We start from the raw sequence: 24493 nt of genomic DNA, 5'->3' as shown, positions 1-24493 counted from the left end.
GGCGCGGCGTTGAGTCCTAGGCCTCTCCGCGGATGAAGGCCTCGACCTTTTCCTTGGCGATGTCGTCGTTGTACTGCTCCGGCGGCGACTTCATGAAGTACGAGGAAGCCGAAAGAATCGGTCCGCCGATGCCGCGGTCCAGGGCGATCTTGGCGGCGCGCACGGCATCGATGATGACACCTGCGGAGTTCGGGGAGTCCCACACCTCAAGCTTGTATTCCAGCGACACCGGGGCATCGCCGAAGTTGCGGCCTTCGAGGCGCACGAAGGCCCACTTGCGGTCATCGAGCCAGGCGACGTAGTCCGACGGGCCAATGTGCACGTCGTCTGCCTCCAGCACCGCGGTGGTGTTGGAGGTGACGGCCTGGGTCTTGGAGATCTTCTTGGACTCCAGGCGGTCGCGCTCGAGCATGTTCTTGAAGTCCATGTTGCCGCCGACATTGAGCTGGTAGGTGCGGTCCAGGGTGACGCCGCGGTCTTCAAAGAGCTTGGCCATCACGCGGTGGGTGATGGTGGCGCCGATCTGGGACTTGATGTCGTCGCCGACGATCGGGACACCGGCGGCGGTGAACTTGTCGGCCCATTCCTTGGTACCGGCAATGAACACCGGCAGGGCGTTGACGAAGGCCACGCCGGCGTCGATGCATGCCTGTGCGTAGAACTTTGCGGCGGCGTCGGAGCCGACCGGCAGGTAGCAGACCAGGACGTCGACCTGTGCGGCCTTCAGCGCCTCAACCATGTCCACGGGCTCTGCGGAGGATTCGGTGATCGTCTCGCGGTAGTACTTGCCCAGGCCGTCGAGGGTGTGGCCGCGCTGCACCGTGATGCCCGACGTCGGGACGTCGGCGATCTTGATGGTGTTGTTCTCGGAGGCGTGGATTGCGTCCGCCAGGTCCAGTCCGACCTTCTTGTCATCCACGTCGAAAGCCGCCACGAATTGCACGTCATTGACGTGGTACTTGCCGAACTGGACGTGCATCAGGCCGGGAACCGTGGCCTGCGGGTCCGCGTCACGGTAGTACTCAACACCTTGCACCAATGACGTGGCGCAGTTGCCTACGCCAACAATTGCAACCCGAATCGGATTTTCCGACACCTTGTCTCCTCAAAATCAAAACTTCTGGGCAGGGGAAGGCCCACCGTCCAGCACATCTACAATGCTAAGTGAGAAAGCGGGACGGTTATTCCCAACGGGCTTCTTCAGTGGTACAAGCGGGGTAGCGGATCAGGTCCGGGAGCCGCGTTCGCGCAGCCACCAGCGCCGGATCCGCAGCAGCGCATCGAGCGCCGGGCGCGGCAGGGATGTGCGTACCCGCTGCCGGAAGGCGACGTCGCGGACCATGGCCAGTTGCTCGTCCGAGGTGGTCAGCGTCTGGTTCTGGGCACGCTGGGCGTAGTGGGAAAGTGCCGAGACAAATTCCGGGCCGCGGCGGTGGAAGTAGTTTTCCCGCAGCCACGCGCGATTCGCGAAAGAAAAGTGCAATGCCGCCGCGTCATCAAGCGTCCCCAACAGCCCCGACCCGCGGAAGACCGAGTTGAGCATCTCGTCGTTGAGCCCGAAATCGGTGAGCACCAGCACCGGCAGGCCGCGGTCCACCGCCTCCAGGGCCGCGGTGGAGGAGACGGTGAGCAGGGCCGATCCCGGAACCAGCACCCGGTCCATGGCCCCCGTCACGAACTCCACGTGCCCGGCCCCGACCTTCCCCGCTGCCACCAGGTCATCCCAGAGGGTGTCAAAGTGGTGCGCCTCGGCGTGGGTCTGCGGTTCCCCGGCCCGGGCCCTGAGCTTGACGAGCACGCGCACGGTCGGGTTCAGCCGGGCCACCCGTTCCAGCGCCAGCAGGATCTCCTCGCGCTCCGCGCGCTGGATCGGGACCTTGGCCTGGGAGGCGAACACCACGGTGTCGATGGGCGCGGACACCGGCTGCGGGAATCCGGCGGTCTTCAGGAAGGGAAGCTTCGAGACCAGGATGTCGGGGCAGTGCCCGGTTTCCTGCTCGGCCAGGTGCGAGAATTCGCGGGCCTCGGCATGGGAATGCACGATGAACGCATCCGCGCTGCGCCGGTAGGCCCAGCCCTTGGTGGTGGCGGGGTACGCGACGCCGGGCAACGCGGAGATCAGCGCCGCGGGGCGTGGCGCATTGGCCTTGGAACGCAGCAGCTTGGTGAAAAGCTCGCTGACCACCGGTCCGGTGGCAGCGGCAAAGATGATGTGCTCCTCCAGCGAGTCGTAGTTCAGCGCGGCGCGCGGAATCACGGGGATGTCCTGGGCCTCGAAGCAGGTGCCGGCGGTGGCGGCGGCAATCTGCTCGGCGGTGGGGGCGATCGGGGTGCGCACCAGCACCACGCGGCAATCCCACTCCGGCCCGAGGGCAGAAAGGGTGGTGCAGGCCAGCTTCAGGTACGAGTCCGAGTCGGCCACCGCCACGATGCTGGGCCTGAATGAAAGGGTGTTCATGGTGTCAACAGCTCCAGGGACGAGGACAGGTGGGTACGAAGTTCTGGGGATGCGGCCGGCTTCCACCAGTCGGAGGGGATGCGCTGGCCGATGATCCGCACCCCGGTCTGGCCCAGCAACAGCCGCAGGGAGGGCAGTGCGGTGGACGGCAACGCCCGGACGATCTGGCCGCGGCGCAGGGAACGCAGCCGCATCTCAATGGGGATGGTGTGCTCGCGCACCACGATCCTCTCGTGTTCCGCGAGGCGGGCGAGGAACTTCCCCGACTCGCGGCGGTGCGGAAAGTAGGCGACTGGCTCGTCGAGCGTCAGCGAATCCAGCCAGCGGAAGTACGGCTCCGCGTGGATGAGCCCGTCGGCGGCCATGGCCGAGCCCACCACCACGGTGGGCTCGTTGATCCGCTCGGTCATCGGCTGGGTGTTCAGCCATTCGAAGCGGTGCGCCTCCAGGTGGCCGCCCAGGGCCAGGAACCGCTGCGTGATCTCGGGATCCACCGGGAGGGCGGTGAAGACCAGCAGGCGGCCGGCCCGGGCCAGGGCGCGCAGGCGGTACCAGGTGGCGATGCCCAGCGCCCGGCGTGCCGGGTTCGGGCGGGAGCGCGGGCGCACCAGGGAGGTCGGCTCGGTCGAGACCAGCGCCTTGATGAGACCCAGGGTGGCCAGCCCGTCGTCGATGATCACGACTTCCTCCACGGCGATGGGCCCCAGCAGGGCGCGCTGGACGCGTCCCGAATACGCGTCCCCGGTCACCCAGCGACGGGCACCGGCGGAACCCGGGGCGGGAGGGGCCGCGCCGGCCGGCGCGAACTGCACGCCGGCCGGCGCCTGCGCGATGAGCGTGGCCAGGGTGGCGTCAAGCGTGGTCGTGCCCCCGCGAGGGTGGATGCGGCTGGTGGTTCCCAGCAGCCCCGCCCCGTGCGCCTCGATGGCGGAGAGCAGCTGCAGCGGGGATTCCACCCACACCTCGGCATGGCCGAAGCGGGGACGTGCGACGGTTGATTCAGCGGGATACACGGGTAGAGGTCTCATGCAGCTTACGTGCCAATTTCTCCAGTGAACGGGAGCCGACCCGCAGGGCACGGCGCTTGACGCTTCGTGCCCAGGCGCGGCGGCGGTTCGCCCGCGTCGGGTGGGCCCAGGTCGGGGGCAGGTCAAGGGCGGCCAGGCGGCGGCGCTTGAAGTGCGCGGCAAATCGCGAGTAGTCCACGGCCAGGAACGCCGCTGCCTCCTCGCGCAGCCCGGGCAGGTTCTGGTACTGCATGCAATAGGCGACTGCGCGCAGCAGGGGCGTGAGCTCGTCGTTCGGCCCCGCTTCCGCGGGCGTTTGGAGCTTCTGGACGAGTAGGGCGTCGACGATCGAGACGGGGATGCGGTTGGAATTCTGGTAGGGGCTCAGTTCCTGCAGCAGCTCCCCGGTGCCCACGGCGATGACGGGGGTGCCGAGCATGTACTTGGCGCTGATCAGTGCCGTGGAGAAGCAGGAGATGACCACCAGCGGCTTCATGAGCGTGATGACGGTTTCGGCCAGCAGGTCGGTCTGAAGGATCCGGAACCCCAGGTCGAGGGATTCGGCGCGGGCACGCAGCTGCAGCGCGGCCGTGGGCCCCGAACTCGGGTGCGGCTTGAAAACCACTTCCGATGCCCCGGCCTCGCGGGCGGCCAGCAGCATGCCGTGGTGCAGCTCGAGTTCCGTGGCCGCGTCGAGGATGCCCAGCGAGCCCAGGTACTGGCCCACCACCAGGGCGGCGCCGGAGGGCAGGTCCAGCTCGGCCGGATCCAGGTCCGCTGCCAGTTCGGCAAAGACGGCGGCCAGCGACTCGAGGCCCAGGACCTTGCGTTGCACCGGGGCCTCGAGCAGCAGCATGGGCTCCAGGCCCGGGACCAAGTCGATGTGGATGGTCTCGCGCAGGCGCTGGAGCATCTGCATCGACTGCTTGTTGCGTGTGGGGCCGTAGGACATCAGTCCGTCCGAGTGCACCGAGATCGGTGCATCGAAGAAGATCCGGGCCAGTGCCTGGGCCGGATTGACCTGAATCGATTCGAGCACCAGGGACACCCGCTCCTCGCCAAGGTCCCAGCGGTGGCGCAGCAGCTTCTCGAAGAGCGGCAGCTCCTCGTTCCGTGGGTTGAATTGCCCGGGGCGGCGCGGCCACAGCAGCTCGCCCAGGTCCACCACGTCGTCGAAGCGCGCGGCCAGCGCTTCGAATCCCGGGTTCTCGCGCAGCGGGGTGGTGATTTCGGGCATCTGGCTGCCGTTGACCAGCACCAGAACGCGGCGGTCGGCGTCCGGGAGCAGGCCCGCATCCGCCATCGCCGCCAGCGAGACGACCTGGAAGTAGGCGGAGGCCTGGATAAGTTGGATCATTTGCTTTCCCCCTTGGCTGCGGCGGAGGGCAGCAGGCCGGTCAATGCCTTGCGGCGCTTGGCGTCGATTTGGGCCAACCCCTCATCCAGCAGCGGCCGGGGTATGGTTGCGAGCCGCTCCGCAATGCCCGCGCGCAGGGACTGGCGCAGGGCGGGAGGGAACTGGGCAGAGCGTCCCAGGTGGTGGCAGGAAATGGCGAGGAACTGGCGCAGGGCCTTGGGCCCGTGGGCCTCGTGCGCCGGATCGCCCAGCACCATGTCCAGGATCCCGGCGAAGGCGTCAAGGAAGTCCAGCTGGCGGTCGTCGAAGACCTGTGTGAGCGAGCCGGGCAGCCCGCGGCGGTAGAAGATCCCGTGGGCATTGAGCACCGCGTAGCTTTTCGCATTGAGGGCGAGCGACCAGAACCAGGGCCGGTCCTCGCAGGTGCGCAGCTCCTCGTTGAAGCGCGGCGCAGCGGAATTCAGCACCTCGGCGCGGTACATGCCCGCCCAGACCAGCGGGTAGTCGATCATGGTTGCGGTGTGGATCGGCGAGATGTCGTCGGCCGGGTCCAACACGACGTTCCGGTTCGCCTGCGGCGCACGGTACAGGGTCCGGTTCCCGCCGGTGACGCGCACGTGGTCGCATCGCACGTAGTCCACATCCAGTGCCTCAAGCCCGTCGGCCAGCTGTGCCAGGTGGTTGGGGGCAAACCAGTCGTCGGGATCCAGGAACACCACGAATTCCCCGCTGGCGGCTTCGAGCCCGGTGTTGCGGGCGGCGGACACCCCGCGGTTGGCCGGGTGGGTGATGATCTTCAGGCCGGGAATCCGTGCGCCGAACTCCGCGGCGATCGCCGCGGTGGCATCGGTGGAGCCGTCATCGACCACCAGGACTTCCAGCTCCCGCCCCTTCAGTCGTTGACGGGCCAGGGACGCCAGGGTGTCGCCAATGAAATCCTGCTGGTTCATTGCGGGGATGATGACGCTGATGCGCCCGGGGATGCGGGACGCGGCGGGGGGAAGCTCGGTGGTGGAAGGCATGGGGATCTCGGGGTGGTCCTTAAGTCTGGGGAAGCCGGTCGGCGGCCTTTGGCCACCTAATGCCGTTGGGGTGCCCGCCGGAAGGCGGACACCCCAACGGTCCTGAAACTATGCGAAGAATGCTACAGCTTAGGCATCGACGCGGCGCAGGCGGGACAGCGGTGCCAGCTCGCCCGGGAAGACCTTCTTGACGCCGTCGCCCATGGCCTGCTCCAGGATGCGGATGTCGCGGATCAGTGCCTCGAAGCCCTTCGGCTCCAGCGAGGAGGCCTGGTCGGAGCCCCACATGGTGCGGTCAAGGGTGATGTGGCGCTCGACGGTGACGGCGCCCAGGGCGACGGCAGCCAGCGAGATCTGCAGGCCGCGCTCGTGGCCCGAGTAGCCGACCGGCACCTGGTAGCGCTCCTGCAGCGTGGTGATCATGCGCAGGTTGGCCTCTTCGGGAGGCAGCGGGTAGGTGGAGGTTGCGTGCATCATCACGAGCTTGTCGGTGCCGAGGGTTTCCACGGCCTTGTCGATCTGCTCGATGGTGGACATGCCGGTGGAGAGGATGATCGGCTTGCCGGTCTCGGCCAGGGCCTTGAGCAGCTCGATGTCGGTGACCGAGGCGGAGGCGACCTTGTGGGTCACTGCGCCCTGCTCTTCCATGAACGCGACCGAGGGGACGTCCCACGGGGAGGCGAAGGCGTGCAGGCCCTGTGCGGCGGCGTAGCGGATCAGTTCCTTGTACTGCGCTGCATCGAACTCGACGCGGTAGCGGTAGTCCAGGTAGGTCATGTCGCCCCACGGGGTGGAGCGGATCTTGTCGCGCATGTCCATCGGGGTGGAGATGTCGGGGGTGCGCTTCTGGAACTTCACGGCGTTCGCGCCGGCCTTGGCGGAGACGTCGATGAGCTGCTTGGCGATCTCCATGTCACCGTTGTGGTTGATGCCGATCTCGCCGATGACGTAGACCTGCTGGCCGGTGCCAAGGATCTGCTCGCCGATGGCGACGGGTGCGGTTTCGGTGGTGGAGATAGTCATGGGGGACTTGCCTTTCATCGTTTGCCGGACCGTTCGGGTTGGTTATGTGAGGGTCGCGGCGAGGATTGGTGGAAAACTGTGGGACCTAGTGGACCAGGGTTGGTTCCAAGGGGCCGGATGCCGCGGCGGGGGCCGCCACGGTGTTTGGGGTGGCGATGCCGGCCAGGATGAGGTCGGCTGCCTCGCGCACCGCTCCGAGGCCGCCGGGCCGCGAGAGGCGGTGGCGGGCCGCGGCGTGGACCGAGTCCCGGGCGTCCGCCACGGTCATCGGCCAGCCGACCTGGCGCATGGCGTCAAGGTCGTTCACGTCGTTGCCCAGGTAGGCGACGCGTGCCGGATCCAGGCCGCGCTCGGCCATCCATTGGTTCAGGACTGTCGCCTTGTCGGTGACCGACTGGGCAACTTCCACGCCGAGCTTGGTGGCCCGGGCGGTGACCACGGGGTTGGTTTCCGTGGACAGGATCAGCAGATGGATGCCGGCCTTCTTCAGCAGCGAGATGCCCATTCCGTCGGAGCGGGAAACGCGCACCGCTTCACTGCCGTCCTGGCCGAGGTAGGCGGTGTCGGCGGTGTGCACGCCGTCGAAGTCGGTGACCAGCGCGTCCACGTCGATCCCCGTCACGGGCGAGGCGTTCGCCAGTCGCCAGGCGGCCAACTCCAGGTCGGCCTCGGTGTCGATGTCGATGCCGTGCTCCTCCGGCACCCGGGCCAGGGCCAGGGAGCCGAAGAAACGATGCTCCGCCTCGAGGAATCCGGCGGTGTCCATGACGTAGAACGCCCCGGTTTCGCGGAACCGCGGTTCGCGGTCCTGTCGGCGCGGACGCCGGGCGGCGTCGTGTCCGCTGGCGTGGGCAGCGCCCGTTTCATCGCAGCTCCAGTGGAACCCGTGGTCGGGAACCGCCGCAAAGCTGACATCCGCCGCTCCGCTGGCGACCGTGTTGATCGCCGCCTGCAGGTCGTCCGGGTCGATGACTGGCGAGGTGCATTGGATGAAGATGGTGATTTGGGGGAGTACGTCCAGCGTGCCCAGGGCGTGCAACAGCACCGACTCGCTGCTTGCTGTGTCACCGGCGATCTCTGCCGGGCGGTCGATCACTGTTGCGCCGTGTTCCAGCGCCTCCGCCTTGATCTCAGGGTGGTCCGTGCTGACCACGACGTCGAGAACTGACGGCGTGGCAAACGCGGATTCAATGGCCCGTGCCAACAAGGTTTGGCCGCCGATCCTGCGCAGGTTTTTTAGCGGGATTCCCTTCGATCCCCCGCGGGCCGGGATGATGGCCAGGGTCTTCGCTTCACTGTTCGTCCTCACAACCAAAGACGCTATCGCCGCAAGTCAACGAACCGACCGCATTTAGGTTAACGGGAGGCGACAACTCGGGAACGAATCAAAGATATTGAGAATAATCCCTTGTCAGTACACTGTTTCCATGGATGAGTTTGCGTATCGCTCAGGAGTCTCCTGCCCGCCGATGCCCCGTCCATCGCGGGCTGGGCGCGGGATCCGGAGTTCTGCCGGGAGGCGGGGTGGTCGACGAGTCTGGGGCGCCAGGAGCACCTCGAATTCCAGGAGCGAATCATCTCCTCGCCGCCGCCCGGGCTTCTGCGCTTGGGCGCCGAGGTTGGGGGGATCTTGGTTGGCTATGTGGATCTGCACGGCACGGCCCCGGACACTCGGGAGTTGGGGTTCCTGATCGGGGAGAGGGACCGCTGGGGCCAGGGGCTAGGCCGCCGCGCAGCGGCCGCTGGCCTTGACCACGGTTTCGGGGAACTGGGGCTGAAGGTCATCTGGGCCGAGGCGCTGGAGGGCAATCGACGTTCAATGGGTATCCTGCGGGGTCTGGGTTTCACCGAGACCGGTCCGGGAACGATCGGAGAATTCAGGGGAGTGACCGGTGTGCACCGCCGATTCGCACTCTCCGCCCGGGAGTGGGGCTTGCGCGACGCCCCATGGATTCCCTCCCTATGATGGATGGACCGAACAAATCCACCAAGGCAGGGAAAAAAGTGAGCGAAAAACCGCCGGCAGATCCGTTGGCGTTAGAAAACCAGGTTTGTTTCGCGTTGTCCCTGGCATCGCGCAGCGTGGTCGCGGCCTACCGGCCCGTCCTCGAGCCGCTGGGCCTGACCCATCCGCAATATCTGGTCATGCTGACCCTCTGGGAGCACGAGCCCCTGTCCATCAAGGGATTGAGCAACCTGCTCCAGCTGGATCCCGGAACGCTTTCACCCCTGGTCAAGCGGATTGAGGCGCTCGGCTTTGTGCGGCGCAGCCGCAGCGCGTCCGATGAGCGGACACTCGAAATCGTGCTCACCGAAAAGGGCAGGAGCGCCCGTGAGCTGGCCCTCGAAGTTCCCAGGGAGATGATGCGACGTCTCGACATGGACGGCGAGGAGCTGGCCGCCCTCCACGAGACGATGAAGAAGGTCATTCAGGCCGCTTCAAACGCCCCCCACTAAGGCATTCCATTTTCGACGCGGGCACTTCCAGCCAATTGGTTGGTGCACCAATCATTGGACTACAATTAGTGGGAGACAGCCCGACCACGGAGCCGCTCCGCCACGTCGAGTTGGCCTCCCACAAAAGAGACTGGAAATCCATGAGTGACAAGAAATTGCCCATCGTTGAAGACACCACGGGTTTGAGCCTCACCTACCGCTTCCTGTGGCGCCTGCAATTCCTGGGATTCACCGTCCTCGGGCCGGCGGACCAGCTTCCGCACCGGGATCCGCGCGAACGCCTGAAGCGTGATCGTGCCCGACGCGTGTTGCGCGCCCATGAGGCCGCCGGAACCCAGGCCCCCGACGAGGTCATCGCGGCCGCAACCAGCTAGTCCGGAACGTGACCATACCGGCGTGCAGTGCACCCCGGCCACGTGACCGCCCGCGGCCGATTCGGGCCGCCCCGGGGCGGCTACGCCCCGATGTAGGTGGCCAGGTGCTTGCCGGTCAGCGTGGAGCGGTCGGCGACCAGCGCGGCCGGCGTGCCCTCGAAGACTATGGTTCCCCCGTCGTGGCCGGCGCCCGGGCCGAGGTCGATGATCCAGTCGGCATGGGCCATGACCGCCTGGTGGTGCTCGATCACAATGACCGACTTGCCCGACTCCACCAGCTTGTCCAGCAGGCCCAGCAGCTGCTGGACGTCGGCCAGGTGCAGGCCCGTGGTCGGCTCGTCCAGGATCAGGATGCCGCCCTTCTCGCCCAGGTGCGTGGCCAGCTTCAGGCGCTGGCGCTCGCCGCCCGAGAGCGTCGTCAGCGGCTGGCCCAGGCTCAGGTAGCCCAGGCCCACGTCGGAAAGCCGGGTGAGGATCTTGTGCGCCGCGGGAAGCTTGGCCTCGCCGTCGGCGAAGAACTCCTCGGCCTGCGCCACCGACATCGCCAGCACCTCGGAGATGTCCTTGCCGCCGAGGTGGTACTCGAGCACCATCGCGTCGAAGCGCTTGCCCTCGCACTCCTCGCAGGTGCTGGAGACCCCGGCCATCATGCCCAGGTCGGTGTAGATGACCCCGGCGCCGTTGCAGGTGGGGCAGGCGCCCTCGGAGTTCGCGCTGAACAGCGCCGGCTTCACGCCGTTGGCCTTCGCGAACGCCTTGCGGATCGGCTCCAGCAGCCCGGTGTAGGTGGCCGGGTTGGAGCGCCGCGAGCCCTTGATGCCGCCCTGGTCGATGCTGACCACGCCCTCGCGCCCGGCGACCGAACCGGTGACCAGTGAGCTCTTGCCGGACCCGGCGACGCCGGTGAGCACCGTGAGCACGCCGAGGGGGATGTCAACATCGACGTTCTTCAGGTTGTTGGTGTTCGCGCCGCGCACCTCGAGCGCCGAGGTGGACGTGCGGACGGAATCCCTCAGCGTCGCCCGGTCATCGAGGTGGCGCCCGGTAATGGTGTCGCTGGAGCGCAGGCCCTGCACGGTGCCCTCGTACATGATCTGCCCGCCGGCGGACCCTGCCTTCGGGCCGAGGTCAACGACGTGGTCGGCGATGGCGATCGCCTCCGGCTTGTGCTCGACGACCAGCACGGTGTTTCCCTTGTCGCGCAGGGCAAGCAGCAATTCGTTCATCTTGTCGATGTCGTGCGGGTGCAGCCCGATGGTCGGCTCGTCGAAGACGTAGGTGACGTCGGTGAGCGAGGAGCCCAGGTGGCGGATCATCTTGGTGCGCTGCGCCTCGCCGCCCGAAAGCGTGCCCGAGGGGCGGTCAAGGGAGAGGTATCCCAGCCCGATGTCGACGAAGGAATCCAGGGTGTCGCCCAGGGCGTCGAGCAGCGGGGCGACCGATGGCTCGCGAAGCCCGCGCACCCAGGTGGCCAGGTCGCTGATCTGCATGGCGCAGGCGTCGGCGATGGACTTCCCGGCGATCTTCGAGTTCCGGGCGTGCTCGGCCAGGCGCGTCCCGCCGCAGGCGGGGCAGGGCATGAAGGTGATGGCACGCTCCACGAAGGCACGGATGTGCGGCTGCATGGCCTCGACGTCCTTGGTCAGGAAGGACTTCTGCATCTTGGGGATCAGTCCCTCATAGGTGAGGTTGATGCCCTCGACCTTGATCTTGGTCGGTTCCCGGTGGAGCAGGTCATCGAGCTCCTGCGCCGAGAAGTCTTTCAGCTTCTTGTCCATGTCGAAGTACCCGGATCCGGCGAAGATGCGCCCGTACCAGCCGTCCATGGAGTACCCGGGAACTGTCAGCGCGCCCTCGGACAGGGATTTTTCGGCGTCGAAGAGTGCCGTGAGGTCGAAGTCGTTGACCTTGCCGCGGCCCTCGCATCCCGGGCACATGCCGCCGGTGATGGAGAAGCTGCGCCTCTCCTTGATCTTCTTGCCGCCCTTTTCCAGGGTGACGGCGCCGGCCCCGGAAACCGAGGGGACGTTGAAGGAGTAGGCCTGCGGGGAACCGATGTGCGGTTGCGCCAGCCGGGAGTAGACGATGCGCAGCATCGCGTTGGCGTCGGTGACGGTCCCGACGGTGGAGCGCGGGTTGGCGCCCAGGCGTTCCTGGTCCACCAGGATCGCGGTGGTCAGGCCCTCGAGCGTGTCGACCTCGGGGCGGGCCAGGGTGGGCATGAAGCCCTGCACGAACGCGGAGTAGGTCTCGTTGATCATGCGCTGGGATTCGGCGGCGATGGTGCCGAAGACCAGCGAGGACTTGCCCGAGCCGGACACCCCGGTGAACACCGTGAGGCGGCGCTTGGGGATCTCGACGCTGATGTCCTTGAGGTTGTTCACCCGTGCGCCGCGCACGCGGATCACCTCGTGGCTGTCCGCGGCGTGCACCGATGCGGTCCTGTTGGTGGTCATCTCGCTGGTCATGACTTTTCCCCTTCGTGCCGTTTCCGCGTCGGCGGAACTCCCGTGCCCACACTATCGCCCCGGTGCCGGCGTGGGCTTCTTGAAAACTGCTGAACCGCGCCAATTCCTGCCCGCGGCCGGACCCTGCAGCGCTCAGCCGAGTTCCGGCAACCTGGATAGCAATGCGCGGGCCGCCTCGGTCGGATCGTCGGCATCGGTGATTGCGCGCACCACCACGATGCGCGAGGCGCCGGCGGCAACGACCTGCTCCACGTTGGAGTGGTCGATCCCGCCGATGGCGAACCACGGCTTGGAGCTGCGCAGGGCGGCGGCGTGCTCCACCATCTCCAGGCCGACCGCCGCCCGCCCGGGCTTGGTTGGGGTCGCCCACAGCGGGCCGACGCAGAAGTAATCGGTGTCCGGGTCCGCGGCCGCCGCGGTGATCTGCGCGGGGTCGTGGCTGGAAAGCCCCACGATGGCCGAGGGGCCGAGCAAGGACCGGACACCGGGCAGCGGCAGGTCCTTCTGGCCCACGTGGAACACCGGTGCGCCGGCGAGCATCGCGAGGTCGGCGCGGTCGTTCACCGACCACAACTTGCCGAATTCCCCGGCCACGTCGCGCAGCACCCGGAGCAGCTCGAGCTCCTGCCCGGCATCGAGGTTCTTGTCGCGCAGCTGGATGATGTCCACCCCGCCGGCGTAGGCGGCACGCAGGAAATCGGCGAAATCCCCTCGGTCGCTGCGGGCATCGGTGCACAGGTACAGGCGCGCGGAGGCGAGGCCCGGGGCGCTTAAGACGGGGGCTGCTTCATCTTGGGTGGTGATCTGGCTCATGTCTCATAGACTAGTTCAGTACCGCGGGAGCCAGGAAAGCTGGCTGAGAGGGCGCCGATTGCGCCGACCGACAGACGCCACCCCCACACCGGGGCGGCGTGGAACCTGATCCGGCTAATACCGGCGTAGGGAAGGAGACCTCGATGTCGTGCACGGTGCCCGACCCCCTGTCCACCGACATTGCCGTCATCGGCGGCGGAATCATCGGCCTGGGCATCGCCCTGGAAGCCCAGCGCGCCGGGCACCGGATCGCGCTGATCGACCCGGACCCCGCCGCCGGCGCCACCTTTGCCGCCGCCGGCATGCTCGCCCCGGTCAGCGAGCTGCACTACCAGGAAGAGGACCTGCTCTCCCTCACCCTGGACTCGTCGGCCCGCTGGCCAGCCTTTGCCCGGATGCTGGCCGCCGAGACGGGCCTGGACCCGGGATTCCGCACCACCCCCACGCTGGCCCTCGGCGCCGATGCCGCCGACCGCGCGGCCCTGGCCGACCTGCGCGAGGCGCAAGCCCGCCAGGGACTTCGGGTCGCGCGGCTGACCACCCGGGAAGCCAGGGCGCTCGAGCCGATGCTGTCGCCGAACATTTCCGCCGCCCACCTGATCGAGCAGGACCACCAGGTCGACCCGCGGGCCCTGGCCAGGGCCATCATGGCGCGCCTGGCCGCCGTTGGCCGCGAACGCGACGGGACCGAACCGCCGAAGACCCTCGTCCGCGCCCGGGCGACGACCCTGCTGCACGAGGACCCCGCCGACTCCGGCTCCCGGGTCACCGGGGTGCGCCTGGGGGACGGCACTCAGATCCATGCCCGCGAGACGATCCTGGCCAACGGCCTGGGTGCCGCGGGCTTCGGAGGGTTGCCCGAATCGCTGGTGCTTCCGCTGCGCCCGGTGCACGGGGACATCCTGCGGCTGCGCGTGCCCGCACACCTGCGCCCGCTGACCACCGCCACGCTGCGCGGGATGGTGCGCGGGCTGCCGGTCTACGTGGTCCCGCGCGAAGACCACACCGTGGTCATCGGCGCGACGGCCCGCGAGGACTCCAGTCCCGGGGTCAGCGCCGGGGGAGTACACCAGCTGCTGCGCGACGCGCAGGTGCTGCTGCCCGCGGTCGCCGAGCTCGAACTGATCGAGACCACCGCCCGCGCCCGCCCCGGGACGCCCGACAACGCGCCGCTGCTCGGACGCGTCGCCGCCGGGGACGGTGCGGATGTTCCGGGGCTGCTGATCGCCACCGGGTTCTTCCGCCACGGCGTACTGCTCACGCCCGTCGCCGCCCACATCGTCCTCGAGCTGGTCGCCGGCCGCGGCAACACGGCCTGGGACCGCTTCCGACCCGACCGGTTTTCGCCGGCATTGCAACCCAAGGAGTATGCATGAGCACCATCCAACTCAACGGAGCCCCCCGGCCGCTGGCCGCCGGAACCACCCTGGCCGACCTGGTCACCGACGTCACCGGCCGCGCGCTGCTTCCCACCGGCAAGCCCGCGGACGGCGGACGCCTCGGCGTGGCGGTGGCGCGCAACTCCGGGATCGTCCCGCGCAGCCAATGGGCCGCGACCGCGCTCCAGCGGCACGACGACATCGAGATCGTCACCGCCGTCCAGGGCGGCTAACCACCCCCCCGAACCACCGCCCCCTCTTGGAAGAAAGCGAAGGACCATGACACAGACACTCACGCAGGCCGAACCACTGGTCATCGACGGCATCGCCCTGGGCTCCCGGCTCATCATGGGCACCGGCGGCGCCCCGAGCCTGGACGGACTGGGGGCGGCGCTGGTTGCCTCCGGCACCGAGCTGACCACCGTGGCCATGCGCCGCTACAGCGCTCCCGGCCCGGGCTCCACCGGCGGCACCAACCTCTTTGACCTGCTGTTGGAGAACAACATCCGCGTGCTGCCCAACACCGCCGGCTGCTTCACCGCCCGCGAGGCGGTGATGACCGCGGAACTGGGCCGCGAGGCGCTGGAGACCGACTGGGTGAAGCTCGAGGTGATCGCCGACGAGCACACGCTGCTTCCCGACGCGCTCGAGCTTGTCGAGGCCACCGAGGCGCTGGTGGAGCGCGGATTCAAGGTCTTCGCCTACACCAACGACGACCCGGTGCTGGCGCTGCGCCTGGAGCAGCTCGGGGCCGCGGCGGTCATGCCGCTGGGCGCCCCGATCGGCACCGGGCTGGGAATCCTGAACCCGCACAACATCGAATTGATCGTCTCCCGGGCCTCCGTCCCGGTCATCCTCGATGCCGGGATCGGCACCGCCTCCGACGCGGCACTGGCCATGGAGCTGGGGTGCGACGCGGTGCTGCTGGCATCCGCGGTGACCCGGGCACAGGATCCGGTGGCGATGGCACAGGCCTTTAGACATGCGGTCATTGGTGGCAGACTGGCGGCACAAGCAGGGCGCATCCCCAGGCGCACGCACGCACTGGCCTCCTCCGCCATGGAGGGACGCCCGGATCTCTAGAACCGGAACCCGAAGGAGCGAACCATGCCCGCCAAAGACGTTCTGACACTCGAACAAGTCCAGGCAAACCTGCTGCAGCTGCCGCAGTGGCGCTACGGAATGGGAGCGCTGCGCACCGCGCTGAAGTGCCAGTCCTCGGCCTCGGCGCTGGCACTGTTCTCCACCATCGGCGCACTGGCCCAGGAAGCCAACCACCATCCGGACATCGACTGGCGCTACGACACCTTGTTCATCACCCTGACCTCGCATGACGCGGGGAGCAGGGTGAGCGCGCGCGATGCGGCGCTGGCCAGGTCGATTTCCGCGGAGGCGCAGAACGCCGGTGCCACGGCCCGGCCGGAACTGCTGCGCACCGTGGAGATCGCCATCGACACCGACGACGAGGACGCCATCTCGGAGACCTGGCGCGCGGCGCTGGGCTACAAGCGGCAAAAGGACGGCAGCCTCGCAGACCCGTTCGGCCGCGGGCCGGCCCTCTGGTTCCAGAAGACCGCAACGCCCAACGCCAACCGCTTCCACCTGGACATTACGGTGCCGCACAGTGAAAGCTCTGCCATCCTCAACGAGCTGGACGCCACCGGTGCTGCCCTGGACCCCGAGGCAGCCCCCAGGTTTGTGGTGGCCACCGATGCCCAGGGCAACAGGCTGTGCCTGTGCACCGAGGAAGGCCGCCAAATCGACGGCTCTTCCGTGGATGGCCAGTAGCCCCACCCATTGAGGATCTTCCCCCGAGATCGTTTCGCGGGGACGATCAATATTGTTCGGGTTGCAAACGGCAGATCATTTCATGTTTTCCCATTTGTCCCCCTAAGGCAGGTTTCATTGAGTCAGACGCTCGTCGAAAGCAACACGGCAATTTTGCCACCTCTCGTGGAGCCGGGTCCTCCTCTTGCCCCGGAAGAGCTCGAACGCTACTCCCGCCATGCCCTCATGCCGGAGATCGGGCTGGCGGGGCAGAGGCGTCTGCGCAACGCCAGGGTGCTGGTCATCGGCGCCGGTGGCCTGGGCTCGCCCGCGCTGCTGTATCTGGCCGCAGCCGGCGTGGGGACGCTGGGAATCGTCGATGACGACACCGTGGAACTGAGCAACCTGCAACGCCAGGTGATCCACGGGGTGCACGACATCGGCCGCACCAAGCTGGAGTCCGCCCGCGACTCGATTGCCGCCATCAACCCCGGGGTTGATGTCGTGCTGCACCCGGTGCGGCTGGATTCGACCAATGTGCTGGAGATCTTCGCCGGATACGACGTCATCCTGGACGGGGCGGACAACTTTGCCACCCGCTATCTGGTCAACGACGCCGCGGCGCTGCTGGGCAAGCCCTACGTCTGGGGTTCGATCCTGCGCTTTGACGGCCAGGTGAGCGTTTTCTGGGCCAAACACGGCCCGAACTACCGGGACCTCTACCCGGAACCTCCGGCGGCGGGCACCGTCCCCTCCTGCGCGGAGGGTGGTGTCTTCGGGATGCTGTGTGCCTCGATCGGGGCCATGATGGTCACCGAGGCCGTCAAGCTCATCACCGGGGTCGGCGAGTCCCTGCTGGGCCGGCTGTTGGTCTTCGACGCGCTCGGCGCACGCTGGCGCGAACTGCGCATCTCCCGGGACCCGGAGGCCTCCCCGATCACCGGACTCATCGACTACGGGAGCTTCTGCGGAATCTCCGCGACCGAGAACCGGGAAGAGGCGGACGAGGCCCTGATCGGGGTCGGGGAGCTGGCCGACCGGCTGGCCGGAAGGGACACGGGGGCCGAGGAATTCGTCCTGCTCGATGTGCGAGAGCCGGTGGAATTCGAGATCTCACGCATCCCCGGGTCCGTGCTGGTGCCCCTCGCGGGAATCAAGGACGGATCCGCGCTGGACGGGATCCCGCGCGGGGTGCCACTGATCCTGCACTGCAAGTCCGGGGTCCGCTCCGGGCAGGCGCTGGATGCCCTGCGCGCCGCCGGCTACGAAGACGTGGTGCACCTGGGGGGCGGGATCGATGCCTGGGCAGCCATGGCTTGAGCACCGCGGTCATGGGGCCGTTCGCGGTCCCGCTGTCAGCATCCAACGCCGGGGGAAAACCATGAAACATGTACGCGCGGCCTCGCTGTTCGCGGCCGGGCTGGGGATCGCCGTCGTGCTGGGTTCCTGCACCCCGGCGCCGCCGACCGGCCCGGACCCTGCCACGACCCCGCCCTCCCCGTCCGTCTCCGCATCCGGGACGGCCACCTCGGCACCGCCCCGGGACCCGGCGCCGGCGGGCACCCCGCGGGCGGTGGCCACCGGTTTGGAGGCACCTTGGTCGGTGGTGTTCCGCAACGGAACCCCGCTTCTTAGCGAACGCGACTCCGCCCGCATCCTTGAACTCGCCGCAGACGGCACCACGCGCGCCATCGGAACCGTCCCCGGCGTGCAGCATGGCGGGGAGGGCGGACTGCTGGGCCTTGCCGTCGATTCCCGGGACCGCCTGTACGTGTACTCGACCGGGTCCGGGGGAAACCGGATCCAGCGCTTCGAGCTGACCGGTGCCCCCGGGTCGCTGGGCCTGGGCGGCCCCGAGACGATCCTGGAGGGAATCCCCGCGGCAGGCGTCCACAACGGAGGGCGCCTGGCCTTTGGCCCCGACGGGATGCTCTACGCCACGGCGGGCGACGCCGGAGCGGGCGGCAGCGCGCAGGACCTGGACTCCCTGGGCGGCAAGATCCTGCGGATGACCGCAGAGGGAGCGGTGCCACCTGGCAATCCGTTCCCCGGCTCGCTGGTCTACAGCTACGGGCACCGCAACCCGCAGGGCCTGGCCTGGGCGAAGGACGGCACCATGTTCGCCGCCGAATTCGGGCAAAACACCTGGGACGAACTGAACATCATCACCCCGGGCGCCAACTACGGCTGGCCAACGGTCGAGGGCATCGCCGACGGGGAGGGCTTCACCGACCCCGTGCAGCAGTGGGAGCCCGGTGCGGCGAGCCCCAGCGGCATGGTGCACGTGGACGGGACGCTGTTCATCGCGAACCTGCGCGGATCGGTGCTGCGCCAGGTGCCGGTAGCCGACCCCTCCACCTCCACCGAACACTACAACGGCGAGTTTGGCAGGATCCGGGACGTGGCAGTGTCCCCGGACGGGGAGCTGTGGTTCCTCACCAACAACACCGACGGGCGGGGCAACCCCGGCCCCGACGACGACCGCATCCTGGGCGTGCGCCTGGACCGGGGGTAGGAATCCGCCGGCTTGCCCGCCGCCGGGGAAGCCGTGCGGAACCTAGGCCAGCGTTGCCGCGTCGATGACGAAGCGGTAGTGGACATCCGAGGCGAGCACGCGCCCGTAGGCCTTGTTGATGTCCTCGGCCGCGATGACCTCGACCTCGGCGGCGATCTTGTGCTCGGCGCAGAAGTCCAGCATTTCCTGGGTCTCGCGGATGCCGCCGATCATCGAACCGGCAAAGGAGCGCCTGCCCGTGATCAGCGAAAACACGTTGACGGGCAGCGGCTCCGCCGGAGCGCCGACGTTGACCAGGGTGCCGTCGAGGGCCAACAGCTGCAGGAAGGCGCTGATGTCGATGCCGGCGCTGACCGTGTTCACGATCAGGTCGAAGGATCCCGCCAGCACGTCGAACGTTCCCTCGTCGCTGGTGGCGTAGTAGTTCTCGGCACCCAGCTTCAGGCCGTCTTCCTGCTTCTTGAGCGTCCGCGAAAGCACGGTGACCTCCGCACCCATGGCATGGGCGATCTTGACCGCCATGTGCCCCAGTCCGCCGAGACCGATCACCGCAACCCTCTTGCCCGGTCCGGCGCCCCAGTGGCGCAGCGGCGAGTAGGTGGTGATGCCGGCGCAGAGCAGGGGAGCTGCGACGTCGAGTTCCAGGGCGGCGGGGATGCTCACCACGAAGTCCTCGTTCACCACCACGGCCGTGGCGTAGCCGCCCTGGGTGATGGTTCCGTCGACATCCGTGGCGCCGTAGGTCCCGATGTTGCCCTTCAGGCAGTACTGCTCCTCGCCGGCCAGGCAGTGGCGGCATTCGCGGCAGGAGTTGACCATGCAGCCAACGCCCACGCGGTCGCCCACGGCGTGCCGGGTGACCGCGGCGCCGACCTCGGTGACGATGCCGGCGATCTCGTGGCCCGGGACCAGCGGGTACTGCTGCGGGCCCCATTCGCCGCGGACGGTGTGGATGTCCGAATGGCAGATCCCGGAGTACTTGATACTGATCAGCACATCGTGCTCCCCGACCTCGCGGCGGTCGATGCGGGTGGGAACGAGGTCTCCCGTGGCGGATTCGGCGGCATAGGCATTGACTTGAAGCATGGTTCTCCGTAGTGCGATAGGAAGTTTTTCGCTGCGGGATGGATCCGACGCGGGCCCGTGTACGCCCGCCGCGTGGCGGCGGAGGGGCCCGGGTCCCGGTCCGCACCGGAGGGTGCGTCGATATGTCCCAGTCAATCAAACCACCCGGGACACCGGCCAGGGAGGCCCTGTTGGTACACGTATCGCCAGGGCATGCCTCGATGCCGCGGCCGCGGCTGGCGTTGTCGCCGTCGGCAATAACGCCGCGGATTGCCAGCCCATGAGTGAATTCGTGCTGTCCCGGCGGCCCGCTTCCGAATCCAGGCGTCTGTGACGTATTTGGAGTGAGGCTGCCTCACTCCAAATACGTCACAGACAACCGGAAGCGGGCGCGTCTACAATGTCTTAGGCGCCGGAACACTCACTGCACCAAGCCGGCGGCCCGGGGATGGCATCCAAGGATGAATGCCGCCCCCAGCACAACCCCCTCCAGGAGATCCCCCTATGCAGCGCACCATGTTCAAGTCCAAGATCCACCGCGCCACGGTAACGCACGCGGACCTGCACTACGTCGGATCCATCACCATCGACGCCGACCTTTTGGACGCAGCGGACATCCTTCCCGGGGAACTGGTCTCGATCGTCGACGTCACCAACGGCGCCCGGCTGGAGACCTACACGATTGCCGGGGAGCGCGGTTCGGGGGTCATCGGCATCAACGGCGCCGCCGCCCACCTGGTCAACGTCGGGGACCTGGTCATCATCATCACCTACGCCTCCATGACCAATGCCGAGGCCCGCGCCTTCAAGCCGTCCGTGGTGCACGTGGACGAGCGCAACGCCATCCGGGCGCTGGGCACCGATCCCGCCGAGGCGCTCGCCGACGGCCTGCAAACACCGCCCTTCGCCATCTTCGCCGACGCCTGAGAATCCGCCAGGTCGTTCCCCTGCCGTGAAAAGCGGCATGATGGAACCATGGAGAACACCGCCGCGCACCCCTGGACCAGGAACTACCAGCCGGGGGTCCCGGCCGAGATCGAGCTGCCCACCGAATCGCTGAGCGCGATGTTCGAGCGCTCGGTCGCCGAGGCCGGGGACAGTCCCGCCACCGAGTTCTTCGGCCGGCGCACCAGCTACCGGGAGCTCGGCGAGCAGGTGGAGCGCGCCGCCGAGGGCCTGCGCCTGCTCGGCGTGCGCGCCGGGGACCGGGTTGCCCTGATCCTGCCCAACTGCCCGCAGCACGTCGTGGCGTTCTACGCGGTGCTGCGCCTGGGCGCCGTGGTCGTGGAACACAACCCGCTCTACACCCCGCGCGAGCTGCGCCACCAATTCGAGGACCACCAGGCACGGGTGGTGATCGCCTGGGACAAGGCGGCCGAGTCCGTGCGCCAGTTCCCGGAGGACGTGCGCATCGACACCGTGGTCTCGGTGAACCTGCTCGAGGCCTTCCCGGCCATGAAGCGCCTGGCCCTTAACCTCCCGCTGGGGAAGCTGCGCGCCTCCAAGGCAGCATTGACCGCGGCCGCACCCGGGACCATGCCCTGGAAGGACCTGCTCAAGGCCGATCGGATCGATGCCGCCCACCCGCGCCCGGCCGTCGGGGACCTCGCGGTCATCCAGTACACCTCCGGGACCACGGGCAAGCCCAAGGGCGCGATGCTCACCCACTACAACCTGTACTCCAACGCCCTGCAGGGCGAGGCCTGGATGGCCGGGGCGCAGGAACGCAAGGAAATCCTTTACGCGATCCTGCCGATGTTCCACGCCTTCGGGATGACCCTGTACCTGACCTTCGGCGTGAAGAAGCAGGGCCTGCTGGTGCTTTTCCCGAAGTTCGACCCCGACCTGGTGCTTCAGGCCATGAAGAAGTCCCCGGCCACCGTGTACTGCGCCGTCCCGCCGATCTACGAGCGCACGGCCATGGCGGCCAGGGAAAAGGGCGTCTCGCTGCGCTCGGCCAGGTACTGCATCTCCGGGGCCATGAACCTGCCCGATCACGTGGTCGAGCTCTGGGAGTCGGTCTCCGGCGGGCTGCTCGTGGAGGGCTACGGGATGACCGAGTCCTCCCCGGTGGCCATGGGCAACCCGTTCCACCCCACCCGGCGCACCGGCACCATCGGCGTGCCCTTCCCCTCGACGCTGATGAAGGTCGTGGACCTTCACGACCCCGCGCTCGAGGTGGCCCAGGGCGAACCCGGCGAGCTGTTGCTCAAGGGCCCGCAGGTGTTTGCCGGCTACTGGAACAACCCCGAGGAGACCGCCAAGACGCTCACCCATGACGGGTGGCTGCGCACCGGCGACGTGGTGACGGTGGACGCGGAGGGCTTCGCCACGATCGTGGACCGCGCCAAGGAACTGATCATCACCGGCGGCTTCAACGTCTCGCCCACCGAGGTCGAGACCGTGCTGCGCGCCCACCCGGACGTGCGCGATGCCGCCGCGTTCGGCAATCCGCTGGGGCGCGGCGGGGAAATGGTGGTTGCCGCCGTGGAGCTTGAACCCGGGACGGAACTGGACGAGGACGCGCTGCGCGAGCACTGCCGCGGACAGCTCGCAGGCTACAAGGTGCCCAAGCGGATCGTGGCCATCGAGGAGATGCCGCGCTCGATGCTGGGCAAGATCCTCCGCAAGCAGGTCCGCGAGCAGGTCGCGCCCGGCTTGTAGGCATCCACGCGAAAGCCCCGGACGGGTTGCGGCACTGGTGCGCAACCCGTCCGGGGCTTCGCTGGTTTGGCCGGCTACTTCTTGGCGGTGCCGTCGGCGCCGACGGAGAATTCCACGACGTCGTCGTAGACCCGGCGTTCGGTCTTGACCAGGTTGTAGTCCTCGTCCAGCACCGGGAAGAGGTAGACCGGGCTGAGCTTGATCTTCGCCCCGTCGCCCTGCCGGGTGATGTCGATCTGCAGGTGCCCGTAGTGCAGGCCGCCGTCAAGAAGCTGCGGGGTTCCGCTCTCGTCGGTGGCCCAGGTCTCGGGCTGGTTGGCCGCGGCGGACCACTTCGAGTGGGTGTTGAAGCGCAGCGGCTCGTACTCGCCCGCGTCGTTCTTCACCTGCTGCTCGCCGCGCAGCCCGTCGGAGGCGACGCCCACGTCGTAGGAGTGGAAGCCCTGCCCGTCGCCGTCCCCGTCGACCCAGGAGCGCTCGAACATTTCGTCGTGGCCGGAGAGCACCGTGGCCACCCCGTACTTCTCAAAGAGCGGGGAGTAGGCGCGCATCGCGGTGCCGGACTGGTTGTCCGCGTGTTCGTGGTTCGGCGGCGTTCCGTGCACGCCCGAGGAGTAGGCGGCGTGGTGGAACTGGACGATGACGATCTGTCCCTGCTCGCGGGCCTCGGCCAGCTGCTTCTCGGCCCACTTCCACTGCTCGCCGCCGACCGACATGTTGGGCAGGTCGGAATCCTCCGCGGTGGTGCCCGCGAAAAGTTCGGTGTAGGCCTTGTCGTAGTCCGCGTCGGTGAACTCGCCCTGGGTGTCGGTGGAGAGGTTCTCCGCCGTGAGGTTGCCGTCATTCCCGGAGAAGGGTGCGCCGGAGAGGGTGCCGGTCTTGGTGTTCTCGTCCGGTTCGCCGTTGGTCGAGTCCAGGGTCAGCACCGTCACCGGCCCGTGGTCGGTGCGGTAGTAGGAGCCCTTGGCCGCCGGGTTGGCGGCGTCCCCGTCGTTGTCGAAGTAGGAGAGGTACTTGTTGCGCGAGATCACGGCCGGGGACTGGTCTTCCGGGGTTCCGTAGCCGCCGTTGATCCCCGCATAGGTCTCCCAGTTGCCCAGCGCCGTCACCAGCGGGACGTTGGAGGCCAGGTCGCCGTGTTCGCCGGCAAAGTAGCCGAAGAATTCGTCCCAGGCAGGCTGGTAGCCCGCGCCCTGGACCAGGTCGCCGGCGATGAGCATCAAATCCGGGTCGGCCGCCTCGATCGCCGCCATGTTCTCGCGCATCGCGGTGTCCTGGCTGAGCGGGTAGCGCAGCGTGAAGTCGCCGTAGCGGGTGGTGGAGCCGAACTTCTGCGCCCAGGCGGAATCGGTTCCGGGACGCTGTTCGGAGTCGGGCGTGTACCCGTTGGCCGGGTTCAGTTCCCACTCGCGGTGCTCGACGCGGCCCATGGGTTCGGTCTCGGAGTCGGAGAACGCGATTAGCCGCAGGTCATCCCAAGAATCGGCGTCGGGTGCGGTGGCGAAGGTGCCCTCGTGGCGCTTGCCGCCCTGGTCGACCGTGTAGTTGTAGTCCTTGCCCGCCTTCAGCCCCTTGACGGTGAGCGTGTGCTTGTAGTTGGCCTTGAGCCAGGATCCCTTCACCAGGCCGGTGATGGACTGGTCCAGTTCCTTCTGCGTGTATTCCATCAGCGGCATGTACTTCGGGGTCGAGGTGAGCACGCGCTGGTTGCCTGCGCCCTGGCCCTTGCCGTTGCCGATGCCCGGACCGGTGACGCTCAGGGTCCCCGGGTCGGCGGTTTCGCTGATCCAGCTGATGGTCATGGCGTCCGGCTTCGGGTTCTGCAGGTAGGGCAGCACGCGGAATCCGGGCTGGGCGTCGCGGGTGCCGACGGTGGTGTTTGCCCGTTCGGTGGTGGCGCCGGCCGGGGTGGCCAGCAGGGGAGTGGCCAGAACGGCAAGTGCCAGGGCAGCGGACAGGGACTTCTTCATGTATTGCCTCACGGTGCGGTGTTGGATTGGCGCGGCCGGGGGAGCGGCGCGCGCCCCCATCCTCCCCGACCCGCACCAACCGCAGGTGGCCCGCCGGTGAACGGACGGTGACCGTGGCCGGCCTCGCGTTGCTGTCCTCAGCCCGGGACTGCTT

General features: G+C 68.0%; 22 protein-coding genes. 11 read left to right on the top strand and 11 right to left on the bottom strand.

Annotation, left to right across the window (positions count from 1 at the left end; translation table 11 throughout):
- Positions 1-16 precede the first annotated feature (16 nt).
- The 7 genes from AC6CHY_RS16090 to AC6CHY_RS16060 form a co-directional block, all read right to left on the bottom strand.
- On the bottom strand, positions 17-1096 hold the full coding sequence (locus AC6CHY_RS16090; RefSeq protein ID WP_217390948.1) for an inositol-3-phosphate synthase: 1080 nt from the start codon (positions 1094-1096) through the stop codon (positions 17-19).
- 129 nt (positions 1097-1225) lie between these two features.
- Positions 1226-2458, bottom strand: coding sequence for a DUF6716 putative glycosyltransferase (locus tag AC6CHY_RS16085; protein ID WP_498227369.1), 1233 nt, complete (start codon positions 2456-2458; stop codon positions 1226-1228).
- On the bottom strand, positions 2455-3471 hold the full coding sequence (locus tag AC6CHY_RS16080) for a hypothetical protein (RefSeq protein WP_498227368.1): 1017 nt from the start codon (positions 3469-3471) through the stop codon (positions 2455-2457). The genes AC6CHY_RS16085 and AC6CHY_RS16080 overlap by 4 nt, the downstream gene beginning before the upstream one ends.
- A complete protein-coding gene (locus tag AC6CHY_RS16075; RefSeq protein ID WP_217390945.1) occupies positions 3458-4822 on the bottom strand; it encodes a polysialyltransferase family glycosyltransferase in 1365 nt (454 codons plus the stop codon). The genes AC6CHY_RS16080 and AC6CHY_RS16075 overlap by 14 nt, the downstream gene beginning before the upstream one ends.
- Positions 4819-5844, bottom strand: coding sequence for a glycosyltransferase family 2 protein (locus AC6CHY_RS16070; RefSeq protein WP_498227367.1), 1026 nt, complete (start codon positions 5842-5844; stop codon positions 4819-4821). Before AC6CHY_RS16070 ends, AC6CHY_RS16075 begins: the two co-directional genes overlap by 4 nt.
- Before the next feature lie 129 nt (positions 5845-5973).
- Positions 5974-6867 (bottom strand): N-acetylneuraminate synthase family protein, encoded by an 894-nt coding sequence (locus tag AC6CHY_RS16065; RefSeq protein WP_217390943.1) that lies wholly within the window; start codon positions 6865-6867, stop codon positions 5974-5976.
- A gap of 85 nt (positions 6868-6952) precedes the next feature.
- The gene (locus tag AC6CHY_RS16060; RefSeq protein ID WP_336245172.1) at positions 6953-8176 is read right to left on the bottom strand and encodes a cytidylyltransferase domain-containing protein; all 1224 of its coding nucleotides are present in this window, start codon (positions 8174-8176) and stop codon (positions 6953-6955) included.
- A gap of 150 nt (positions 8177-8326) precedes the next feature.
- Between AC6CHY_RS16060 and AC6CHY_RS16055 the strand changes: the two genes are divergently transcribed.
- The 3 genes from AC6CHY_RS16055 (at position 8327) to AC6CHY_RS16045 (ending at position 9698) form a co-directional block, all read left to right on the top strand.
- The gene (locus AC6CHY_RS16055; protein ID WP_498227379.1) at positions 8327-8833 is read left to right on the top strand and encodes a GNAT family N-acetyltransferase; all 507 of its coding nucleotides are present in this window, start codon (positions 8327-8329) and stop codon (positions 8831-8833) included.
- Positions 8833-9324: a MarR family winged helix-turn-helix transcriptional regulator gene (locus tag AC6CHY_RS16050; RefSeq protein WP_217390941.1), complete on the top strand. Its 492-nt coding sequence runs from the start codon at positions 8833-8835 to the stop codon at positions 9322-9324. Before AC6CHY_RS16055 ends, AC6CHY_RS16050 begins: the two co-directional genes overlap by 1 nt.
- A 140-nt stretch (positions 9325-9464) precedes the next feature.
- Positions 9465-9698 carry a hypothetical protein gene (locus tag AC6CHY_RS16045; RefSeq protein ID WP_217390940.1) on the top strand — a complete coding sequence of 78 codons (234 nt, stop codon included), beginning with the start codon at positions 9465-9467 and terminating at the stop codon, positions 9696-9698.
- Positions 9699-9778: 80 nt separating this feature from the next.
- On the opposite strand, the gene AC6CHY_RS16040 is transcribed toward AC6CHY_RS16045, so the two are convergent.
- Both AC6CHY_RS16040 and thiE read right to left on the bottom strand, forming a co-directional pair.
- A complete protein-coding gene (locus AC6CHY_RS16040; protein WP_217390939.1) occupies positions 9779-12166 on the bottom strand; it encodes an ATP-binding cassette domain-containing protein in 2388 nt (795 codons plus the stop codon).
- A gap of 132 nt (positions 12167-12298) precedes the next feature.
- Positions 12299-12979, bottom strand: coding sequence for a thiamine phosphate synthase (gene thiE / locus AC6CHY_RS16035; protein WP_217390938.1), 681 nt, complete (start codon positions 12977-12979; stop codon positions 12299-12301).
- 143 nt (positions 12980-13122) lie between these two features.
- Between thiE and thiO the strand changes: the two genes are divergently transcribed.
- The 6 genes from thiO (at position 13123) to AC6CHY_RS16005 (ending at position 18640) form a co-directional block, all read left to right on the top strand.
- Positions 13123-14355, top strand: coding sequence for a glycine oxidase ThiO (gene thiO / locus AC6CHY_RS16030; RefSeq protein WP_498227366.1), 1233 nt, complete (start codon positions 13123-13125; stop codon positions 14353-14355).
- Complete coding sequence (gene thiS / locus AC6CHY_RS16025; RefSeq protein ID WP_498227365.1) at positions 14352-14591, top strand: sulfur carrier protein ThiS; 240 nt, start codon at positions 14352-14354, stop codon at positions 14589-14591. Before thiO ends, thiS begins: the two co-directional genes overlap by 4 nt.
- Before the next feature lie 46 nt (positions 14592-14637).
- Complete coding sequence (locus AC6CHY_RS16020) at positions 14638-15441, top strand: thiazole synthase (protein WP_217390935.1); 804 nt, start codon at positions 14638-14640, stop codon at positions 15439-15441.
- A 24-nt stretch (positions 15442-15465) separates the two neighbouring features.
- Entirely contained in the window at positions 15466-16146 is a 681-nt protein-coding gene (locus AC6CHY_RS16015; protein ID WP_498227364.1) for a 4a-hydroxytetrahydrobiopterin dehydratase, read from the top strand.
- A 117-nt stretch (positions 16147-16263) separates the two neighbouring features.
- Positions 16264-17445: a molybdopterin-synthase adenylyltransferase MoeB gene (moeB, locus tag AC6CHY_RS16010; protein ID WP_498227363.1), complete on the top strand. Its 1182-nt coding sequence runs from the start codon at positions 16264-16266 to the stop codon at positions 17443-17445.
- A gap of 61 nt (positions 17446-17506) precedes the next feature.
- Positions 17507-18640 carry a PQQ-dependent sugar dehydrogenase gene (locus AC6CHY_RS16005; protein WP_498227362.1) on the top strand — a complete coding sequence of 378 codons (1134 nt, stop codon included), beginning with the start codon at positions 17507-17509 and terminating at the stop codon, positions 18638-18640.
- 42 nt (positions 18641-18682) lie between these two features.
- Here AC6CHY_RS16005 and AC6CHY_RS16000 read toward each other — a convergent pair whose 3' ends face one another.
- The gene (locus AC6CHY_RS16000) at positions 18683-19726 is read right to left on the bottom strand and encodes an NAD(P)-dependent alcohol dehydrogenase (RefSeq protein ID WP_498227361.1); all 1044 of its coding nucleotides are present in this window, start codon (positions 19724-19726) and stop codon (positions 18683-18685) included.
- 483 nt (positions 19727-20209) lie between these two features.
- On the opposite strand from AC6CHY_RS16000, the gene panD reads away from it, so the two are divergent.
- Together panD and AC6CHY_RS15990 are read left to right on the top strand one after the other, a co-directional pair.
- Positions 20210-20632: an aspartate 1-decarboxylase gene (gene panD, locus AC6CHY_RS15995; protein WP_498227360.1), complete on the top strand. Its 423-nt coding sequence runs from the start codon at positions 20210-20212 to the stop codon at positions 20630-20632.
- Between the two features lie 48 nt (positions 20633-20680).
- Entirely contained in the window at positions 20681-22369 is a 1689-nt protein-coding gene (locus AC6CHY_RS15990; protein WP_498227359.1) for a long-chain-fatty-acid--CoA ligase, read from the top strand.
- 74 nt (positions 22370-22443) lie between these two features.
- On the opposite strand, the gene AC6CHY_RS15985 is transcribed toward AC6CHY_RS15990, so the two are convergent.
- Positions 22444-24339 (bottom strand): metallophosphoesterase family protein, encoded by a 1896-nt coding sequence (locus tag AC6CHY_RS15985; RefSeq protein WP_498227358.1) that lies wholly within the window; start codon positions 24337-24339, stop codon positions 22444-22446.
- Positions 24340-24493 lie beyond the last annotated feature (154 nt).

Source organism: Paeniglutamicibacter sp. GQ140 (genome assembly GCF_059759235.1).
The sequence above is the reverse complement of the archived record's forward strand: the minus strand, read 5'-3'. Positions and strand labels throughout refer to the sequence as shown.

Coding starts and splice junctions, on each gene's coding strand:
- thiE (WP_217390938.1), bottom strand. CDS start 12,979: ATGAGCCAGATCACCACCCAAGATGAAGCAGCCCCCGTCTTAAGCGCC.
- panD (WP_498227360.1), top strand. CDS start 20,210: ATGCAGCGCACCATGTTCAAGTCCAAGATCCACCGCGCCACGGTAACG.
- AC6CHY_RS16015 (WP_498227364.1), top strand. CDS start 15,466: ATGCCCGCCAAAGACGTTCTGACACTCGAACAAGTCCAGGCAAACCTG.
- AC6CHY_RS16045 (WP_217390940.1), top strand. CDS start 9,465: ATGAGTGACAAGAAATTGCCCATCGTTGAAGACACCACGGGTTTGAGC.
- AC6CHY_RS16000 (WP_498227361.1), bottom strand. CDS start 19,726: ATGCTTCAAGTCAATGCCTATGCCGCCGAATCCGCCACGGGAGACCTC.
- AC6CHY_RS16085 (WP_498227369.1), bottom strand. CDS start 2,458: ATGAACACCCTTTCATTCAGGCCCAGCATCGTGGCGGTGGCCGACTCG.
- AC6CHY_RS16050 (WP_217390941.1), top strand. CDS start 8,833: ATGGATGGACCGAACAAATCCACCAAGGCAGGGAAAAAAGTGAGCGAA.
- AC6CHY_RS16065 (WP_217390943.1), bottom strand. CDS start 6,867: ATGACTATCTCCACCACCGAAACCGCACCCGTCGCCATCGGCGAGCAG.
- AC6CHY_RS16075 (WP_217390945.1), bottom strand. CDS start 4,822: ATGATCCAACTTATCCAGGCCTCCGCCTACTTCCAGGTCGTCTCGCTG.
- AC6CHY_RS16020 (WP_217390935.1), top strand. CDS start 14,638: ATGACACAGACACTCACGCAGGCCGAACCACTGGTCATCGACGGCATC.
- AC6CHY_RS15985 (WP_498227358.1), bottom strand. CDS start 24,339: ATGAAGAAGTCCCTGTCCGCTGCCCTGGCACTTGCCGTTCTGGCCACT.
- thiS (WP_498227365.1), top strand. CDS start 14,352: ATGAGCACCATCCAACTCAACGGAGCCCCCCGGCCGCTGGCCGCCGGA.
- thiO (WP_498227366.1), top strand. CDS start 13,123: ATGTCGTGCACGGTGCCCGACCCCCTGTCCACCGACATTGCCGTCATC.
- AC6CHY_RS16040 (WP_217390939.1), bottom strand. CDS start 12,166: ATGACCAGCGAGATGACCACCAACAGGACCGCATCGGTGCACGCCGCG.
- AC6CHY_RS15990 (WP_498227359.1), top strand. CDS start 20,681: ATGGAGAACACCGCCGCGCACCCCTGGACCAGGAACTACCAGCCGGGG.
- AC6CHY_RS16070 (WP_498227367.1), bottom strand. CDS start 5,844: ATGCCTTCCACCACCGAGCTTCCCCCCGCCGCGTCCCGCATCCCCGGG.
- AC6CHY_RS16005 (WP_498227362.1), top strand. CDS start 17,507: ATGAAACATGTACGCGCGGCCTCGCTGTTCGCGGCCGGGCTGGGGATC.